Annotated in this window: 17 protein-coding genes; 5 read left to right on the forward strand and 12 right to left on the reverse strand. The window is 63.6% G+C overall.

Features of this window, described 5'->3' with window-relative positions; genetic code table 11:
- Positions 1–104: 104 nt before the first annotated feature.
- Positions 105–1130, forward strand: coding sequence for a hypothetical protein (locus ASD80_RS03800; protein ID WP_056229219.1), 1026 nt, complete (start codon positions 105–107; stop codon positions 1128–1130).
- Positions 1131–1250: 120 nt separating this feature from the next.
- Complete coding sequence (locus tag ASD80_RS03805) at positions 1251–2240, forward strand: endonuclease/exonuclease/phosphatase family protein (RefSeq protein WP_056229221.1); 990 nt, start codon at positions 1251–1253, stop codon at positions 2238–2240.
- Between the two features lie 133 nt (positions 2241–2373).
- Here ASD80_RS03805 and ASD80_RS03810 read toward each other — a convergent pair whose 3' ends face one another.
- The 9 genes from ASD80_RS03810 to rpoZ form a co-directional block, all read right to left on the reverse strand.
- Positions 2374–2682: a Dabb family protein gene (locus ASD80_RS03810; protein WP_056229225.1), complete on the reverse strand. Its 309-nt coding sequence runs from the start codon at positions 2680–2682 to the stop codon at positions 2374–2376.
- Positions 2679–4949: a DNA topoisomerase IV subunit A gene (parC, locus tag ASD80_RS03815; protein ID WP_056229228.1), complete on the reverse strand. Its 2271-nt coding sequence runs from the start codon at positions 4947–4949 to the stop codon at positions 2679–2681. Before parC ends, ASD80_RS03810 begins: the two co-directional genes overlap by 4 nt.
- Positions 4950–5057: 108 nt before the next feature.
- On the reverse strand, positions 5058–5765 hold the full coding sequence (recO, locus tag ASD80_RS03820) for a DNA repair protein RecO (RefSeq protein ID WP_056229231.1): 708 nt from the start codon (positions 5763–5765) through the stop codon (positions 5058–5060).
- A 153-nt stretch (positions 5766–5918) separates the two neighbouring features.
- Entirely contained in the window at positions 5919–6842 is a 924-nt protein-coding gene (gene era, locus ASD80_RS03825) for a GTPase Era (protein WP_056229234.1), read from the reverse strand.
- The gene (gene rnc / locus ASD80_RS03830) at positions 6839–7546 is read right to left on the reverse strand and encodes a ribonuclease III (protein ID WP_056229237.1); all 708 of its coding nucleotides are present in this window, start codon (positions 7544–7546) and stop codon (positions 6839–6841) included. The genes era and rnc overlap by 4 nt, the downstream gene beginning before the upstream one ends.
- A complete protein-coding gene (gene lepB / locus ASD80_RS03835) occupies positions 7543–8346 on the reverse strand; it encodes a signal peptidase I (RefSeq protein WP_056229239.1) in 804 nt (267 codons plus the stop codon). The genes rnc and lepB overlap by 4 nt, the downstream gene beginning before the upstream one ends.
- Positions 8347–8377: 31 nt before the next feature.
- Positions 8378–8806, reverse strand: a complete 429-nt coding sequence (gene acpS, locus ASD80_RS03840) for a holo-ACP synthase (RefSeq protein WP_056229242.1) — start codon at positions 8804–8806, stop codon at positions 8378–8380.
- Positions 8807–8814: 8 nt separating this feature from the next.
- Entirely contained in the window at positions 8815–11103 is a 2289-nt protein-coding gene (locus tag ASD80_RS03845) for a RelA/SpoT family protein (RefSeq protein ID WP_056229245.1), read from the reverse strand.
- 353 nt (positions 11104–11456) lie between these two features.
- Positions 11457–11825, reverse strand: coding sequence for a DNA-directed RNA polymerase subunit omega (gene rpoZ, locus ASD80_RS03850; RefSeq protein WP_056229435.1), 369 nt, complete (start codon positions 11823–11825; stop codon positions 11457–11459).
- A gap of 248 nt (positions 11826–12073) precedes the next feature.
- Here rpoZ and ASD80_RS03855 point away from each other — a divergent pair, with 248 nt between their 5' ends.
- Entirely contained in the window at positions 12074–12640 is a 567-nt protein-coding gene (locus ASD80_RS03855) for an NYN domain-containing protein (protein ID WP_056229438.1), read from the forward strand.
- Between the two features lie 145 nt (positions 12641–12785).
- Here ASD80_RS03855 and smpB read toward each other — a convergent pair whose 3' ends face one another.
- Both smpB and dapA read right to left on the reverse strand, forming a co-directional pair.
- Positions 12786–13283 (reverse strand): SsrA-binding protein SmpB, encoded by a 498-nt coding sequence (smpB, locus tag ASD80_RS03860; protein WP_056229248.1) that lies wholly within the window; start codon positions 13281–13283, stop codon positions 12786–12788.
- A 5-nt stretch (positions 13284–13288) separates the two neighbouring features.
- Positions 13289–14164, reverse strand: a complete 876-nt coding sequence (gene dapA, locus ASD80_RS03865) for a 4-hydroxy-tetrahydrodipicolinate synthase (protein WP_056229251.1) — start codon at positions 14162–14164, stop codon at positions 13289–13291.
- Between the two features lie 273 nt (positions 14165–14437).
- Here dapA and ASD80_RS03870 point away from each other — a divergent pair, with 273 nt between their 5' ends.
- Both ASD80_RS03870 and ASD80_RS03875 read left to right on the forward strand, forming a co-directional pair.
- Positions 14438–16462, forward strand: a complete 2025-nt coding sequence (locus tag ASD80_RS03870; protein WP_082555035.1) for a lytic transglycosylase domain-containing protein — start codon at positions 14438–14440, stop codon at positions 16460–16462.
- A 103-nt stretch (positions 16463–16565) separates the two neighbouring features.
- Positions 16566–17498, forward strand: a complete 933-nt coding sequence (locus ASD80_RS03875; protein ID WP_162247308.1) for an alpha/beta fold hydrolase — start codon at positions 16566–16568, stop codon at positions 17496–17498.
- A gap of 33 nt (positions 17499–17531) precedes the next feature.
- On the opposite strand, the gene ASD80_RS03880 is transcribed toward ASD80_RS03875, so the two are convergent.
- Positions 17532–18131, reverse strand: a complete 600-nt coding sequence (locus tag ASD80_RS03880) for a hypothetical protein (protein ID WP_056229259.1) — start codon at positions 18129–18131, stop codon at positions 17532–17534.
- Positions 18132–18198 lie beyond the last annotated feature (67 nt).

An 18198-nucleotide genomic window follows, 5' to 3' on the forward strand; every position in this document is an offset into this window, starting at 1 on the left:
CAGTTATTGTTCAGGTGTTTACTGGCAATGATCAGCGTGGGCGGCTGTGGACCGATGGGAACCGGGGCGCCCTTATTTCCATCTTTTGTCCATGGAGAACTTCGTTGAAGATCAGAAGCATCTATCTCGCGTCCCTCCTGCTGGCAGCCCTGCCGGCGACGGCCTTCGCACAGGCCACCGTGCCGCCCAATGTCGACTTTACCGCCTCGGCCACCATGCCGTCGCTCAAGGATCCGTCCCGCAAGGACGTCTTCGCCGTCACCATCGGCGATGCGCAGGTCAAGACCCAACTCGAGTTGACCTGCTCGGCCGGCTATACCCAGTTCCTCGTCGTGCGTTCGGACAAGGCCTGTGCCGTGGCCGGCAGTGGCTCGATCGTCAATCCGGCCAACCAGGCCCTGCTGCCGCGCACCCAGTATTCTGGCGGTTATACGGTCAATGCCGATGGCTATACGGATGGCTCGGGCATGGCCGTCAACTACCTGGCGCTCGGCAAGGTCGCCCCTTCCGCCGGCGCTTTTGCCGGCTCGATGAATCTCAAGCCGGAAGTCACATCCAGCGGTGCCTCGGCGCTCAAGGATTCGATCATGGCCAATCTCGGCCAGAATTCCGGCGGGTCGGTGATCGATGACCGTGTCGATACGGTCGACCTGACACGTCTTTTTATCCCTTCGGCCGGCCTGCCTTCCGACGTGGGCTGCACCTGGTCGGGCAATATGGTGTTCGCCTACCAGACCGAAAGCTGGTTCCTCGACCTCACGGCGACCTGCGCCGACAAGGAATATGTGCTCAAGGGCAATATGCCCTGGACCGACTCGCCCGGCGTCGAAGCGCAGACCCAGTATGACCTGACGCTGACGCTGCCCTCTGCCGGCGCGGCGAGCGACGATGCTCTGTTCGCCACCGGCGACGCCAATAGCGACCTGTTCGCGGCCGCCGACGGCATCACCGCGCAGATCATCATGAAGGAATCCAAGCACGTTAACGTCGATATCGACGGCGTGCTCACCGAAACGCCGTCGCAGGTCGATGCCTCGGGCCAGTTCGTCGGCACCAATGTTCCGGTGGAAGTGGTGCGCTCGCTGGCGACGCTGTTCGGCCTGTTGTCGTCGAACCTGTTCGGCGCCTAATTCGCCAACAGCGTTCCGAAAAGGGCGGCCATCCGGCCGCCCTTTTCCATTGCGGCGGTCTTGCTTGCGCCATATGTCTGCGGCGACATCGTCGCTACGATCCACCTTGCCGGACCCGCCATGTCTCTGTTCGTGAAGCTGATCCGGCTTGGCCTGGTACTGGCCGCATTGGGCGTGGCCGTCCTTGCCATTCTGGCGCTGTTCGGCTTTGCCGTGCCCGAACTCGACCTGCTGAACCACGCGCAAATCTTCCTGCTGCCGGGGACGGTGGTCGGGCTGGTGATCGTCACAGTGCTGCTGGGCGGCATGCTGCGCAGCGTGGCCGCGATCGTGGTGGTGGTGGGCGTGGCCGCTTCGGCCAATGTGATGCTGCCCGAAATCGTCGGATCGCTGCGGGCACGACCGCTGGCGCCGGCCGATGGCAGCATCACCATGATGACGCATAATCTCTTCGGCATGAACTACGAGATGGACAAGGTCATCGCCGCCATCAGGGCGGAGCACCCCGATATCATCGTGCTGCAGGAGTATTTCGGCGAGCAGGCAACGGACCTGCATCCCCTGCTGCTGGCCGACTATCCCTTCTTCGTGCGCTGCCGGGGCGGCAAGCGGGCCAATCTGGGGCTTTATTCGCGTATCCCCTTCGCGCAGGTCGATGACAACGCCTGCCCCAACAATGCCTATGGTACGACCCGCACCGCGCATATCCTCGCCAATTTCCAGACCACGGATGGCAAGCCCTTTTCCGTCATCACCACGCATATGGACTGGCCGATCCCGATAGCGCGCCAGCATGAGCAGCTTAACGCGCTTTCAGCGGTGGTGGACAAGATCGAGGGGCCGATGATCCTGGCAGGGGACTTCAATTCCACCCCATGGTCCTATTCGCTGCGCGACTTCGTGGCGCGCAACGGGTTTACGCGGGAGACCATGAACCTCGTGACCTATCCACTGAGCTGGTTCTATTTCGGCGCCTGGCGCGACACGATCCCGTTCCTGCCGCTGGACCATGTGATGACACGCGGTGGCGTCGTAGTGCATGACCTGCATGCCGGACAGAAAACGGCGAGCGACCACCTGCCGGTGGTGTTCACCTTCTCGGTGGAGTGATCGGGGCACGCCCTCGTGGTTCGAGGCGCTGAAGAAGCGCACCTCACCATGAGGGCTACTTCTGGCTTGGTGTATCAGTAGCCCTCATGGTGAGGCGGGAGCGTAGCGACCCTCGAACCACGAGGGCGTGGCACTACAATTCGAGATCGAACACGATCAGCCCGTCGCGGCCGCCTTCCAGCGCCGCCACCAACCGGCTGCCGGCTTCCTTGTGGGCCGGATGTGGCAGGTAGCGGTCGCGCGCGGCTGCATCGGCGAAATCCATGATGAAGCCGTCATTGAAGCCCTGGCTGCGCCCCTCGGGCGAAATATTGGGGCCGGAGTCGAAAGTGAGCAGGCCCTCGATCTGCCCTACCAATGCGCCCAGCCCGGCATAGATTGCGGCGCGCTCGCCGGCGCCGACCTCACTGCGGAACCTGACGAAGACGCAGTGCCGGATCATCCGACGAACTTGTTGTTGCGCGGGAAACCGTTGGGCGGCTGACGGCCGGCGGCGGCACGATCACCGAGCCAGTCGGTCAGTTCCTCTGTGGGCTTGGTATAGGTGCGGCCGGACGAATCCATCCAGGTGAGGCCATCGGCGGCCCAGAAGGTCTTGAGGTCGGAAATGCCGCCATCCTTGTAGCGCTGCAGGCGCACGCCCTTGCCGCGGCTCATCTCGGCGAGCTGGCTCAGCGGGAAGACCAGGAGTTTGCGGTTCTGTCCGATGACCGCGACCCGATCGCCGGCCACGGGGACCAGCAGGGCGGCCTCGTCGGGGGCGCCGACATTGAGGATTTGCTTGCCCTTGCGGGTATTGGCGATCATCTCGTCCTCGCCGACGATGAAGCCATAGCCGGCGGCCGAGGCGACGATCCGCTTCTGGCCCGGCCGATAGACGAAGAGGTCGACGATGTCCTGCCCCTCCTCGATATCGACCATGATGCGCACCGGCTCGCCCTGCCCGCGCCCGCCGGGCAGCTTGTCGCCGGCCAGCGTATAGACCTTGCCGCCGGTGGTGAGCATCAGCAGCTTGTCGGTAGTCTCGCATTTTATGGCGAGCTTGAGCCGGTCGCCAGCCTTGAAGCCGCGCTCGTCGTTGACGTCGGTGGCGTGGCCGCGCGGTGCGCGAATCCAGCCCTTTTCGGAGAGGATGACGGTGATCGGCTCACGCTCGATGAAGGCTTCGGTGACTTCGGCGGCATCAGCGGTCGGTGTATCGCCCAGCACGGTGCGGCGAGCGCCCAGTGCATGCGGCGTGCCATCGGCATTAGTGAGCGGATAGGCCTTCTTGAGCGCTTCGATTTCTTTGCTGATGCTGCCCCACTGGCGCTTGTCGGAAGCCAGCAACGCCTCAAGGTGCCCTTTCTCCTCGGTCAGGTCGGCATGCTCCTTGCGCAGCTCGATTTCCTCGAGCTTGCGCAGGGAGCGCAGGCGCATGTTGAGAATGGCTTCGGCCTGCACATCGGTCAGTTCGAACGTCGCCATCAGCGAAGCCTTGGCGTCGTCTTCCTCGCGGATGATGCGGATCACTTCGTCGAGGTTGAGATAGGCGATGATATAGCCGGCCAGCACTTCGAGCCGGTGGGCGATCTGCTCCAGCCGGTGGGTGGTGCGGCGAACCAGCACCTCCTTGCGATGCTCAAGCCAGGCCTTGAGGGCCTGGGCCAGGCTCATCACCTTGGGCGCGGTGCCGCGATCGAGCACGTTGAGATTGAGCGGGAAGCGGGTTTCAAGATCGGTGGTCTTGAACAATTGCTCCATCAGGATGACCGCATCGACGGTGCGGGCGCGCGGTTCGAGCACGAGGCGGATATCGTCCGAAGACTCATCGCGCACGTCCTTGAGCAAAGGCAGCTTCTTGGCGAGCAGCAGTTCGGCGATCTTTTCGACCAGCCGCGACTTCTGGATGCCATAGGGAATTTCGGTGACGACGATGAGATAGACGCCGCGGCCAGTCTCTTCCACCTCCCATTTGGCGCGCAGGCGGAAGGAGCCGCGGCCGGTCTGGTAGGAGTGGGCGATGGAGGATGGCGATTCGACCAGGATGCCGCCGGTGGGGAAATCGGGGCCCTTGACGAACTGAGTCAGGTCGTGGGCGGAAGCCTCTGGATTGACATTGATAAGATGGAGCGCGGCGTCACAGAGCTCGGCCACATTGTGCGGCGGGATCGAGGTCGCCATGCCCACGGCGATGCCGGTGGAACCGTTCGCCAGCAGGTTCGGGAAATTGGACGGCAGGACCACCGGCTCTTCGTCTTCGCCGTCATAGGTCGGCTTGAAGTCGATGGCGTTTTCGCCGATGCCCTCGAGCAGGCGCATGGCGATGTCGGTCATGCGGGATTCGGTGTAGCGCATGGCGGCGGCGCTATCGCCGTCGATATTGCCGAAATTGCCCTGCCCATCGACCAGCGGATAGCGCTGGGCAAAATCCTGCGCCAGGCGGACCAAGGCGTCATAGATCGACTGATCGCCATGGGGGTGGAACTTACCGATCACGTCACCGACGATACGGGCCGATTTCTTGTAGCCCTCGTTCGGCGCCAGCTTGAGCAGGCGCATGGCGTGGATGATGCGGCGATGCACGGGCTTGAGCCCGTCGCGCGCATCGGGCAGGGCCCGCTGGGTGATGGTGGAGAGGGCATAGGAGAGGTACCGCTCCTCAAGCGCCTGCTTGAGATCGACGACGCGCTGGTCGTCGGCAGGCGGGAGGGTATCGCTATCAGACATCGGCAGGCATTCCGGGGGAACGAATCAGGAAAGCAGTATAGTGGGCGAGGGCCGAAAGCTCAGGCTTTATGGGCGTCTGGCCAGGGTATCAACACGATTTATGCGGATTTAGCGTTCCTGGCTTAACAGGGTAGCCAGCATCTCCCGCGTCGGCGACGGTTCCAGTTGTCGCGCCCCCCACACCTGCGCTTCGATGAAATGCCCCGTCAGCCGCAAGGCGTCCGCGATGTCGTGCGGACTGGCATTGCCGCGCGTGGTCAGGAAGCTCGGGAGCGGCAGCAGGCGGTCGAGATAGGGCGCCGCGGCCGCGCGGGATACCGCCCTGCCCGATTTGGGCGAGACATGGGTGAGATCATCAGTCGTGCCAGACACGGCGCAGGAGGTGAGGTCCAGCCCAAAACCGAGATCGTCGAGCAAAGCCAGCTCGAACCGGGCCAGGGCGGCGCCATCGGGCGGACTCTCGATCAGCCGCAGGGCCATGCCGAGCAGGCGATCATGCGGGTCGCGCTCGGGCAGCAGGCGCAGGTGTTCGCAGACAAGCTGGCTGAGATAGAGCCGGGTGCGATCGGCAATCAGCTCGGCAGCGCGGGCCTGCAGCAATTCGACCGTGAATGTGCCCAGATGATCTTCGAGCCGCGCCCGCCAGGTGAGCTGGACGGTATTGCCGGGCTGCAGCGCCGCGGCCAGCTTGGTCGAACGGCCACCCCTGACAAGGCCGAGGTGGCGGCCACGACCGGCCACCACGGCTTCGGCGATGACGCTGCTCTCGCCATGGCGGCGCACGCCGATCAGCAGGGCTTCACCGGTCCATTCCATGCATCAACCCTGTGCCACGCCCTCGTGGTTCGAGGCTCGCCAAGAACTCGCACCTCACCATGAGGGCTACTGGTTGTCTTGCGGAAATTTGTGAGACCTCATGGTGAGGTGCGAGCGCAGCGAGCCTCGAACCACGAGGTCGGGAACGCTGGTTCATCCCTTCCCATGCGGGTATTCCAAGCCCATTTCGCGGTAGCGCTCGGGGTCGTCGCCCCATTTTTCGCGGACCTTGACGAACAGGAACAGGTGGATCGGCACCTCATACATGGCCATCAGTTCCTTGCGCGATTCCGCGCCGATGGCCTTGATGGTCTGGCCGCCGGCGCCGAGCACGATCTTCTTGTGGCTCTCGCGCGAGAGATAGATCACCTGGTCGATCTTGTAGGAGCCATCCTTCTGGATCTTGAAGCTCTCGGTTTCGACCGTGGAATTGTACGGGATCTCGTCATGGACGCGCAGGAACAGTTTTTCGCGCGTGATTTCAGCCGCCGTGATCGCCATGGTCAGGTCGGTCAGGTGATCCTCGGGGAAGTGCCAAGGGCCGGGCGGGATGTGCTTGACGCACCAGTCCATGAAGTCCTGCACGCCATAGCCCTTGAGCGCCGAGATCATGAAAGTGGCCTCGAAGCGCAGCTTGGCATTGATCGATTCCGACAGCGCCAGCAGCTCCTCGTTCTTGATCGTGTCGATCTTGTTGAGGATCAGGATGCGCGGATGATTGACGTTTTCGAGGCCTTCCAGCAGCTTTTCAAGCTCGGGCGTCAGTCCCCTGTCGACATCGACGATCAGGGCGACAATATCGGCGTCCCCTGCCCCGCCCCAGGCGCTGTCGACCATGGCGCGGTCGAGTCGGCGCTTGGGCGCGAAAATGCCAGGCGTGTCGATGAATACCAGTTGCGCCTTGTCGAGCGTGACGACGCCGCGCACCTGGCTGCGCGTGGTTTGGGCCTTATGGGTGACGATGGAGACTTTCGTGCCCACCAGCGAATTCAGCAGGGTCGACTTGCCGGCATTGGGCGCGCCGACCAGGGCGATGAAGCCGCAGGAAGTGTCGGACAGTTCTTCTGGCGTATTCATCGATTTTCCTTCCACACCTGCTGGGCGATGAGGAACAGCTCGGCGGCCTTGTGTTCGGCGATCTTCTTGGAAGGGCCGGTGGCGCTCAGACTATCATAGTCGCCCAGGGTTACTGATATGGTGAATTCGGGGGCGTGGTCGGGGCCGCGCCGGTCGGTCTGGGTATAGGTGGGCGGCTCGAGCCCGCGGGCCTGGGCCCATTCCTGCAGGGTGGTTTTCGCATCGGCCTTGTTGGCGGAGCCATCGGCCAGAAATTCCTCGAACATGCGCTCGACGAATTCATAAGCCTTGCCCATGCCGCCATCGCAGTAGATGGCGCCGATGATGGACTCGGTGACATCGCCGAGAATGGCTTCCTTTTCGGCGCCGCCGGTACGGGCTTCGCTATCGCCGAGATGGAGTTCGGAGCCCAGGTCGAGCGTGCGGGCGATGATGGCGCAGGTTTCCTTCCGCACCAGCGTATTGAGCGTGCGGCTCAACTCGCCCTCATTGGCCTTGGGATAGCGGCGATAGAGCATATCGGCGACGACAAGACCTAGCACGCGATCGCCGAGAAATTCGAGGCGCTGGTAGGAGTACTCGATGCGCCTGGCGGGCGACGTGGCGCTGGAATGGGTCAGCGCACGGTTCAGCAGGTCCGGATCGGCAAAGCGATAGCCGAGCCGGAACTGCAATTTGTCGTGGTTGCGCGGGGCGCGACTCATAGAGGCTGATGATCGACGCCCTGGAACATGCGGTCCCAGCGCACATTGGCCGGCCACTGCCAGAGCTGCCAAGGCGGAATATTGTCCTTGATCGAGAAGAAGCGGGCCTCGGCCTTGGCGATGAGGTTCACCGCCGGCACGTAGCCCACCTGGCTCAGCACACGACTATCGGCGGAGCGGTCGCGATTGTCGCCCATCATGAAATAGTGGCCGGCGGGCACGACATATTCCGAGGTATTGTCGAGCGGCGCATTGTCGGAGATTTCCTGGATGATATGGGTCGTGCCCTCCGGGAAAGTCTCGCGATAGAGCGTGACGTCGCGGGTATCGCCATTGCTGTCGGTATCCTGCGCGGTGCCGATCTGCTCGCGCTCGATCATAGTGCCGTTGATGTAGAGGCGACCCTGCTTCATCTGGATGGTGTCGCCCGGCAGGCCGACGACGCGCTTGATATATTCAATAGTCTGCGGCACCGGGCGGAACACGGCGATGTCGCCCCGGTTCGGCTCGCGGCCGAAGATACGGTTGTTGATCGGCAGCTCGAAATCGAGCAGCGAAAAATCGCCGTAGCGGCCGAGCGAGAAGGAATGCTTGCCATAGCCCCAGACGAACTTGTTGGCGACGAAGTAGTCGCCGATCATCAGCGTCTGCTGCATCGAGGCGGTCGGGATGGAGAAGGGCTGGTAGAGGAACGAGCGCAGCACGATGGCGATCAGCAGCGCCTCGGCCACGACGACGATGGTTTCCCACCACTCGTTGGCCGCTGATTTCTTGATGGGCTTGTCGGCGGGCTGGCTCATGAATTTCCCCGGAAAGATAACGCGGGCAGCGTTATGCCTTTGTCCCAAGCGGGTCAACTTGGTTAGCCGGCAGCGCTTCGATGATGACGAAGGCTTGAGCAAGCCCGGCATCGTCGGTGATGGTCAGGTGGATGTGGGGCGTGTGGCCCGGCGGCACAAGGCGGGCCAGCGCTTTTGCCGCGCCATTGGTGAGCTGCATGGTCGGCTTGCCCGATGGCAGGTTCACGACGCCCATGTCGCGCCAGTAGACGCCCCAGCTTATGCCGGTGCCCAAGGCCTTGGAGCAGGCCTCCTTGGCGGCGAAGCGCTTGGCATAGGATGCAGCGCGCTGGGCGCGGCGGTCGGATTTGCGGCGCTCGATCTCGGTGAAACAACGATCCGTAAAGCGGGTGCCGTATTTTTCCAGCGTCTGTTCGACGCGGTGAATCTGGATGAGGTCGGAGCCGAGGCCGATGATCATTTCACACCTTACCGCTCGTCATCGACAAATCTCCTGTCGACCTTGCCGTCCCATTCCAGCGTCGAAATCATGCCCGCTTCGCGCATGCCGGCGCGCTGCACGGCGCTGAGGCCAGGGCTGCGCTTGAGCGTTGCCAGAACATCGGTCAGTTGCGCAAGGTCGCGCACTTCGATTTCGAAGATCATCTGGTGAAAGTCGGGCGAGATCATCCGCATCACCAGGTTGTTGATATTGGCGTCGCAGGCGGCGATGGCCGACGAGATCTGCGCCAGCGAGCCGGGCTTGTTGACGCTCTCCATGGTGATGACGGTGGGATAAAGCTTTTCCTCGCCGCCCTTGAGGTTCCAGCGCACATCGACCCAGGCCACGTCACTGTCATGCTTGTCGATCAGCGCTTCGGAATGGATGGGATAGACCAGCATGGGGCTGTCGGGCTGCAGGATGCCGACCAGCCGGTCGCCGGGCACGACCCCCTCCCCCGAGACGATGACCGGCATGTGAAAATCGAGCTTGGCCAGGGCCACCTTGGCGCGCGGACCGGAGCGCTGGCCGCCCGGCACGCGGAAGCGGAACAGGTCGGTGGCGCGCAACGCAAACCAGCCGTCGGCAGTGTCGGCCACCGGCAAATCGAGCTTGCGGCGGCGCTTGCGCAGGCCCTTGAGCTTGGCCAGTTCGGCCGCCAGGGGCTCGGAGCCAATCTTGCCCTCGCCCACCGATATCAGCAGGTCGCGGCGGCTGGCCGTACCCAAAGCCTCGGCAAGCGCCTTGGCTTCGCTGTCATCGAGCATGACGCCTTCGCGCTCGAGCATCATGTGGAGCACATGCTCGCCCAGGGCAAAGGCGCGCTGGGTGGCGGCGTGGCGCACGGCGCGGCGAATGGCGGCGCGGGCCTTGCCGGTGGCGGCGATGCCCAGCCAGTTCATCGGCGGCAGATGGTTCTGGTCGCGGATGATCTCCACCTCGTCGCCCGAGCGGAGTTGCGTCACCAGCGGCAGGATGGAACCGTTGATCTTGGCGCCGACCGTGGTGTCGCCGATATCGGTGTGCAGCGCATAGGCGAAGTCGATGGGCGTGGCGCCGCGCGGCAGGGCGATCAGCCGCCCGCGCGGGGTGAAGCAGAACACCTGGTCCTGGAACAGCTCCAGCTTGGTATATTCGAGGAAATCCTCGGTAGAGGAATTGCCGGTCGTCAGGTGCCCGATGGTCTGCCGCAGCGAGCCATAGGCCTGCGATTCCTGCTCGATGCGGCCGAGATTGGCCGAAGCGCCATCCTTGTAGAGGGCGTGGGCGGCAATGCCGAATTCGGCGATGCGGTCCATGTCCTCGGTGCGGATCTGCAGTTCCACGCGCTGGCGGCCGGGACCGACAATGGTGGTGTGGATGGACTGGTAATCGTTGTGCTTGGGAACCGAGATATAGTCCTTGAAGCGCAGCGGCACGACTTTCCACTTGGTGTGGACGACCCCTACGGTGCGATAGCATTCTTCCACCGAACCGACGATGACGCGGAAACCGATCATGTCGGACAGCTGTTCCAGCGCGATCGACTTGCGCTCGATCTTGTTGAAGATCGAGAAGGGCGACTTCACCCGCGCCTTGACGCGGGCGGTGATGCCCTCGGCGGCGAGACGTTCGCTCAGCTCGGTCGAAATGGTGGAAATGGTCTCGCGATACTCCTCCTGCATCTCGTCGAGCCGGGCGACGATGGCCTGGTGGTGCTCGGGCTGGAGAATCTTGAAGGAGATGTCCTCCAGCTCGTTGCGCATGTCCTGCATACCCATGCGGCCGGCGAGCGGGGCATAGATATCCATGGTTTCCTGGGCGATGCGCTTCTGCTTGTCCGGCGGCATGAACTGCAGCGTGCGCATGTTGTGCAGGCGATCGGCGAGCTTGACCAGCAGCACGCGGACATCCTGGCTGATGGCCAGCAGCAGCTTGCGCAGGTTTTCGGCCTGGGCTTCTTCGCGCGACACCAGGTTGAGCCGGTCGATCTTGGTCAGGCCGTCGACGATGGCGGCGATCTCGGCCCCGAACATCTGGTCGATCTCGGCGCGGGTGGCGTCGGTATCCTCGATGGTGTCGTGCAGCAGGCCCACGGCGATGGAGGCGTCGTCGAGCTTGAGCTCGGTCAGGATGGCGGCAACTTCGAGCGGGTGATTGAAATAGGGGTCGCCGGAGGCGCGCTTCTGCGAGCCATGCTTCTGCATGGCGTACACATAGGCCTTGTTCAACAACTGCTCATCGACGTCAGGGTTATAGGCCTGAACGCGTTCGACCAGTTCATACTGACGCATCATGGAAGGTGTCGCCGCTCGCTCGAAGGAAAGAGCTTAGCGTTTTGATTGGATTTGGAAAGGGCGAGAGCGGGAGTATCTGAGTTGAAGGCGGATGGGAAGTCACCTGAGCCCTGGTTGGCAAGATGGGGCATCCCACCACGGTACCGCCCCAGCCCGCCGGCCGTCACCCTCGGGCGAAGACCCGAGGGCTCTGCACTTGCGGAATTCAGTCAAGTGAAGTGTCCTCGGGTCTTCGCCCGAGGGTGACGCGCGGTGGATGGAGGGTGACGGCCCGGTGGATGGCAACGCCAGAGGTAAAACAAAACACCCCCGGCTCGCGCCGAGGGTGCTGAATTCTTCCAACCAACCGAAAATCAGTCGTCGCGGCGTTCCGGCGGGGCCAGGCTTTCGATGCCGCGCAGCAGTTCTTCTTCGCTGATAGTGTCGAAATTGATCGAATCGTCGTCGCCGGCGCTTTCGATCAGCGGAGCCGCATGGCTCTCGGGCTCGTCGACCTCGACATATTTCTGCAGCGAATGGATCAGGTCCTCGCGCAGGTCTTCCGGCGAGATGGCGCCGTCGCCGATTTCACGCAGCGCAACAACGGGATTCTTGTCGTTGTCGCGGGCCACGGTGATCTGGGCGCCAGACGAGATCATGCGCGCGCGGTGTGCCGCCATGAGAACGAGATCGAAGCGGTTGTCGATCTTTTCGATGCAGTCTTCAACGGTGACGCGTGCCACGAACGTCTCCAAACTTGTGGGGATGAATGGTTCCCATACACCAGTGATCCCGATGGCACAAGGTTGCCCTGCCCCATCAGGTGCGCATTGGCCATGCAAAACCGCGCTAGCGCAGACGTCTTGTCGGGAGCAAGAAAACATGCGAATAGCGAAGTTAATATAATGTTCTCGGCGGAATTTAAGTCATACTTTTAGCCGCGTCGTCGGCACAGGCTTTGGGCGGATATTCCGCCAATCTGGAGATTGCGATGCCCATAGACCCGCGGGAAAAAATCGTCCTGTTCATTGATGGCGCCAATCTCTACGCCACGTCCAAGGCCATAGGTGTCGATATCGATTACCGGCGGCTGCTGGCTGAATTCAATGGCCGGGCCTATCTGCTACGGGCCAATTATTACACCGCGCTGATCGAGGACCAGGAATACTCATCCATCCGGCCGCTGATCGACTGGCTGGACTATAACGGCTTCACCGTGGTCACCAAGCCCGCCAAGGAATTCACCGACGCCGCCGGACGGCGGAAGGTGAAGGGCAACATGGATATCGAGCTGTGCGTCGATGCGCTCGAACTGGCGCCGTTCTACGATCACATGGTGTTGTTCTCGGGCGATGGCGATTTCACCGCGCTGGTCGCCTCCCTGCAGCGCAAGGGCAAGCGCGTGACAGTGGTCTCGACGCTGACCACCTCGACCCCGATGATCTCGGACGATTTGCGGCGGCAGGCGGATTTCTTCATCGATGTGGCGGACCTGGCCAAGACCGTGGGCCGACCGCCGAGCACGCGGCCGGTGGCTGCGCCGGTCGCTGAGGAATAGCACCACCGGTGCCACGCCCTCGTGGTTCGAGGCTCGCGAAGAGCTCGCACCTCACCATGAGGGCTGCTGGAAACTCGGTGTAGCAACAGCCCTCATGGTGAGGTGCGCTTCTCCAGCGCCTCGAACCACGAGGGCGTGGCACGATCTACCCCCGGCCGCCCTCTTTCATGATGCGGGACTTGTCACGGTTCCAGTCGCGGTCGCGTTCGGTGGCGCGCTTGTCGTAGTTCTTCTTGCCCTTGCCGACGCCGATCAGCAGCTTGGCGCGGCCCTGATCGTTGAAGAACAGCTTGAGCGGCACGATGGTATTGCCGGCGCGGGCGACTTCCTGGTCGAGATGGGCCAATTGCTTCTTGGAGACGAGGAGCTTGCGCGGGCGCTTTTCCTCGTGGTTGAAGCGGTTGGCCTGCAGGTATTCCGGGATATGCGCATTGATCAGCCAGAGCTCGCCCTTTTCCGGGGAAGCATAGGATTCGGTGATCTGCGCCTTGCCGAGGCGGAGTGACTTGACCTCGGTGCCGGTCAGCACAAGGCCGGCTTCCATGGTCTCGCCGATTTCGTAATCGTAGCGCGAGCGACGGTTTTCAGCCACGAGACCGTGGCTGATGACGCCGTTCTTTGCCTTGTCGTTCTTTGCTGCCATGGGCTCTAGATAAGGCCTGCATGGCGCATTGCAAAGTCCACGGCCTGTTCGGTTTCCCTGGCGACCGGCACCAGCGGCAGGCGCAGTTCGTTGGCGCAGCGGTTGAGGCGGCTGGCGGCATACTTCACCGCCGTCGGATTGGGCTCCATGAACAGGTTCCTGTGCAGGTGCACAAGCTTGTCTTGCTTGAGCAATGCGCCCTTGAAGTCCCCGGCCAGCGACAGTTCCTGCATCTGGGAACACAGGCGCGGGGCGATGTTGGACGTGACCGAAATGCAGCCGTGGCCGCCATGGGCGTTGAAGGCGAGCGCGGTGATGTCCTCGCCCGACAGCAGAATGAAATCCTTACCCAGTTTGTCCCGCTGCAGGCTCGCCCGGCCCAGATCGGCCGTGGCGTCCTTGACACCGACAATATTGGAATGGGCTTCGTGCAGGCGGGCTATGGTGTCGATGGTGAGATCGACCACCGTGCGGCCGGGCACACTGTAGAGGATGACCGGAATGCCGACGGCCTTGGCCACGGCCGAGAAGTGCTGGAACATGCCCTCCTGGTTGGGCTTGTTGTAATAGGGCACGATGCTGAGAACCGCATCGGCGCCGGCCTTTTCGGCGAACCTGGCCAGTTCGACGGCCTCGGCGGTGGAATTGGACCCTGCCCCGGCAATCACCGGAACGCGCTTGTTGGCAACCTCGATGGCGATTTCCACCACGCGGCGGTGTTCTTCGTGGCTAACGGTAGGGCTTTCGCCGGTAGTGCCGACCGGCACCAGGCCATGCGTGCCCTCGGCAATCTGCCAATCGACAAAGCTGGCGAAGGCTTTCTCATCCACGTTCCCGTTATGCATGGGAGTGATGAGCGCCGTAATCGATCCTCGCAGCATTTGTCGAGATGTCCTTGGTTTTGGGTGCCACAGTTCAGCCGTGGCGAGATGGTAGGGACCGCGCTGGTGGCGGCCGGCTTTGCGTGGCGCACCATACTTTCACTTGGCTGCCACGACAACGTTTTCGTTGGCGGCGGCCAGCAGGGATCGTCGTTGCGGCAACCCGATATTTACCCCCGAGGCGTAAGGATGGGTTAACCGCAGGGATGGGGGCTCCCTGTTGGGAATGTTGTGCGCGCCTGTCCGCAGGCGCGAGTACCAGCAGGACAGCAGATGCAGCGCCGCTTTCGAGCAGGCCTCATCGCAGCGGTTTTGGGTATTCTGAGCTTTGCCCCCTTCTCGCATGCGACGGCCAATGACACGATCGACCCCGTAACCACCGGCTCGGTGAAGGCTGATGCCACGGCGCCGGTGGCCGACGCCAAGGGGTCGGCAGCGTTCCGCGCCGCCCTGGCTGCGCTGGTCGATGGCGATCCCGTGGCGGCCTATGCGCAGGCGCGCGCGCTGCCCGACGATGTGGAGCGCCGCACCATCCAGTGGGCGGCGGTCTATTTCAATGCCGGCAAGATCGACTACCGGTCCATCCAACGCCTGGCCGCCGACGCGCCCGATTTCGCCGCCGCCGGTGTCTATCGCACACGGATCGAGCAATCGATTGCCAAGGCCGAGGCCGATCCGGGCGCGGTGGTCGCCGCGTTGGGCGGCGCCATACCTAACACGATCGACGGGCAGATCATGCTGGCCACCGCCTATCTGGCACAGGGCGAAACCGGCCGCGCCACCAGCATCGCCAAGAGCATCTGGATCGACAATTTCCTGACCGAAGAACAGGAAGCCGTGGTGCTCGACACACTGGGCAGCCTGCTCGACCGCGAGGCGCATTGGGCGCGTGCCATGCACCTGATGATGCATGACCGGGCGCGGGGCAGCGAGCGGTTGCTGCCCTATCTTTCCGAGGCGCAGACGTCGCTGGTGGTGGCGCGGGCGGCGGTGTCGCGCAACGATGCCGATGCCAAGGCACTGCTCGATGGCGTCGATCCGTCCATGCAGGCCAACCCGGTCTTCATCTTCTCGCGGGCGCAGCGGGCGCGGCAGTTCGAATTGTGGCAGAGCGCCGTCGACTGGCTGGCCAAGGCGCCGGACGTGGTGCCCGACGCGGCCGAGTGGTGGTATGAGCGGCGGACACTGCTGCGCAAGCTGCTTGATATCGGCCAGCCCGGCCTGGCCTATCGCGCCGCGGCGGAATACGATAAGGGCCCCGAGGGCCGGCTGGTGGAAGCCCATTTCCACGCCGGATGGATCGCCCTGTCCTTTCTCGATGATGCGGCGAGCGCCAAGGCACATTTTACGGCAATGGCGGGGCTTTCGACCCTGCCCGACAGCGTGACCCAGGCCAATTACTGGCTGGCGCGCGCCGATATCAAGCTGGGCGACACCGAGGCGGGCCGAGCGGCATTCGAAGCAGCGGCGCGCTATGGCAATGTCTATTACGGGCAATTGGCGCGGGCCGAATTGGGCCGCGCGGGCGTCGATATCCGCCCCCTGCCCGACTGGCAGCAGAGCCAGGCGCTGTTCGACGCCAATCCCATTGTGCGAGCCATCCGCCTGCTGGCGGCCAATGGCCAGGCCGGCATGGCGGTGCCGCTGCTGCGGAATTTCGGCAACGGCCTGAGCGCCGGCGGCGACATGCTGCTGGCGGCGCGGCTGGCACAGGAGATCGGCGCGCATCACCTGGCGATCGGCATTGCCAATACGGCCGATCAGCGCGGCACGCCGCTGGACCTGTTCAGCTTTCCCAAGGATGGACTGCCCTCCGATGCGCAACTGGCCGCCGACCGGGCCGCCGTCTATGCCATCGCCCGGCAGGAATCGATGTTCCAGGTCGATGCCGTCTCGTCGGCCGGGGCACGCGGGCTGATGCAACTCATGCCGGGCACGGCGCAGGACGTGGCCCGCAAGGTGGGCGTGGATTATTCGGCCAGCCGGCTGGTGAGTGACGCGGCCTATAATGCCCTGCTCGGCTCGACCTATCTCGGCGCGCAGCTCGACCGCTATGACGGCTCGCTGGTGCTTGCCGCTGCTGCCTACAATGCCGGGCCGGGCAATGCCGACAAGTGGATCAAGGCCTATGGCGACCCGCGCGCCGACAATGTCGATCCGGTGATCTGGGTGGAGTTGATCCCGTTCCAGGAGACGCGGACCTATGTAAAGCGCGTGCTGGGCAACTACCTGGTCTACCGCCAGCGGCTGGGCGACAGCCCGGTGCCGCTGCAGCAGGCGCTGCGGACGATACGGTAAGGGATCCGGCAAATCCGATTGATCCTGCGCGTCCACCCAAATCACCGCGCAGGTCGACGAAACCCACTTGAGGCCACGGCGCCGCTGCCCCTAAATGGCGGCCATGCCAAGAACCGTCCCTGCCGACCACCCCGCCTTCGCCGCCTTGCTTGTGACTCATGTGGCGCTTGCTGCGGGCGCGCGCGCTGCCGTGCATGTGGCGGGGCAATTGTCGAGCCGCCGGTTACCCGTGGTCTGTATTCCCGGCTACCAGCGCAATATGAGCGACTTCACTGCCTTCGCGGCCTATTTCCGCCGGGTTGGCGGTGGCGACTGGCCGGTCGTGCTGCTCGACCTGCCGGGACGCGGCCGCGCCGATGACCGGAAAAAGGCCGGCGACTATGGCTCACAGGTCGATGCCGCCGACCTGGCCTCGGTGATGGCGGCCCTGGGGATCAGCCGGGCCATCATACTGGGCCAGGGGCATGGCGGGCAGGTCGCCATGACGCTGGCGGCGCGGCACCCGCTGCTGATCGCCGGCACGGTGCTGCTCGATTCCGGGCCGGTGACGGATTCGCGCGGCATCGTGCGCCTGCGCAGCAACCTGGCCCATGTCGAGGCGCTGCGCGGCGCCAAGGTGGTGACAGCAGGCTTCCGGCGCATTCTGGGCGGGGATTATCCGGGCCTGCCCGATGACCGGCTCGACGCCCTGATGGGCCGCAGCCATTTCCTCGACCGGCGTGGCCGCGCCCGCCCGCTCTATGACACCAGGCTGATCGAAGCCCTGGCCAGCATCAATTTCGATGATGTGCTGACGGCACAGTGGCCGATGTTCGACGCACTGACCTGCGCACCGTTGATGCTGCTGCGCACGCAGTTGACCGACCAGTTGCGGCGCGAAACCTTCGACGAAATGACCCGCCGGCGCCCTGATGCAGTGGCCTTGACCATTGCCGGCCAGGGCTCGCCGGCTTTGTTCGACCAGCGCGAGGAAATCGAGGCGGTGGCCGAATTCGTGCTGCATACGAATGCACGGGCGCTGGGACGGGCAGCGTAGAACGCCGGTCTCCTCTGGACCCAACGGGTGGTTCTAGGCGCTGACCCTCACTTTGTCGAGGTCCATGGCCTGCTCCACCCAGCGTTCGCGGCGGATGCGGCCCTTGAAGGCCAGTTGCGCCTCGACCCAGTCGACATTGGCCTTGCTCCAGCCGGCGATCTGATCGATGTGGAAAATGCCGATAGCATGAAGCGATGCTTCAATTTTCGGGCCGATTCCCTTGATCTGCTTGAGATTGTCGGCACCACCGCTGCGCGGGCTGGCCAGGGTGGCGGGCTTGGGATCGGCCGGCTTTCCCTTGCCGCGCGGCTTGACTGGCGGCTTGCCGGCAACGGCAGTCACTTTTTCGGGTGGTGGCGCTGCCCGTTTACTGGGCCCGGCAATCGGTCGCGAAACCGGGACCGGGGCGGCCAGCGGCACATCCTCGACGCTGGCGGCAAGCCGCACCGCAGCGCTGCGCGGGCGCCGGACCTCGGGCGGCACAGCGATGGCGATTTCCGCGACGGCTCCAACCTGACGCGTACCGCGCGCGGCATGGAGAATGCGGCGGGCCGCATAGCCGACAATGCAGCCGAGCAGGTAGGCTGCCAGCAGCAGCAGCCCCGTTTCGACGATATGGGCCACGTTGGTCACCGCGGCCTCACGCCTTTGGCGGCGCAAAGCTGCGCCAGCCGACGACGAGGCCGATGAGCCCCGCCCC

It is taken from the genome of Devosia sp. Root635 (genome assembly GCF_001427605.1).
Lineage (GTDB): Bacteria > Pseudomonadota > Alphaproteobacteria > Rhizobiales > Devosiaceae > Devosia.

Bases quoted from the DNA above. Each gene is read 5' to 3' on its own strand.
- ASD80_RS03805 (WP_056229221.1), top strand. From the start codon at position 1,251: ATGTCTCTGTTCGTGAAGCTGATCCGGCTTGGCCTGGTACTGGCCGCA.
- ASD80_RS03810 (WP_056229225.1), bottom strand. From the start codon at position 2,682: ATGATCCGGCACTGCGTCTTCGTCAGGTTCCGCAGTGAGGTCGGCGCC.
- parC (WP_056229228.1), bottom strand. From the start codon at position 4,949: ATGTCTGATAGCGATACCCTCCCGCCTGCCGACGACCAGCGCGTCGTC.
- recO (WP_056229231.1), bottom strand. From the start codon at position 5,765: ATGGAATGGACCGGTGAAGCCCTGCTGATCGGCGTGCGCCGCCATGGC.
- era (WP_056229234.1), bottom strand. From the start codon at position 6,842: ATGAATACGCCAGAAGAACTGTCCGACACTTCCTGCGGCTTCATCGCC.
- rnc (WP_056229237.1), bottom strand. From the start codon at position 7,546: ATGAGTCGCGCCCCGCGCAACCACGACAAATTGCAGTTCCGGCTCGGC.
- lepB (WP_056229239.1), bottom strand. From the start codon at position 8,346: ATGAGCCAGCCCGCCGACAAGCCCATCAAGAAATCAGCGGCCAACGAG.
- acpS (WP_056229242.1), bottom strand. From the start codon at position 8,806: ATGATCATCGGCCTCGGCTCCGACCTCATCCAGATTCACCGCGTCGAA.
- ASD80_RS03845 (WP_056229245.1), bottom strand. From the start codon at position 11,103: ATGATGCGTCAGTATGAACTGGTCGAACGCGTTCAGGCCTATAACCCT.
- ASD80_RS03855 (WP_056229438.1), top strand. From the start codon at position 12,074: ATGCCCATAGACCCGCGGGAAAAAATCGTCCTGTTCATTGATGGCGCC.
- smpB (WP_056229248.1), bottom strand. From the start codon at position 13,283: ATGGCAGCAAAGAACGACAAGGCAAAGAACGGCGTCATCAGCCACGGT.
- dapA (WP_056229251.1), bottom strand. From the start codon at position 14,164: ATGCTGCGAGGATCGATTACGGCGCTCATCACTCCCATGCATAACGGG.
- ASD80_RS03870 (WP_082555035.1), top strand. From the start codon at position 14,438: ATGCAGCGCCGCTTTCGAGCAGGCCTCATCGCAGCGGTTTTGGGTATT.
- ASD80_RS03875 (WP_162247308.1), top strand. From the start codon at position 16,566: ATGCCAAGAACCGTCCCTGCCGACCACCCCGCCTTCGCCGCCTTGCTT.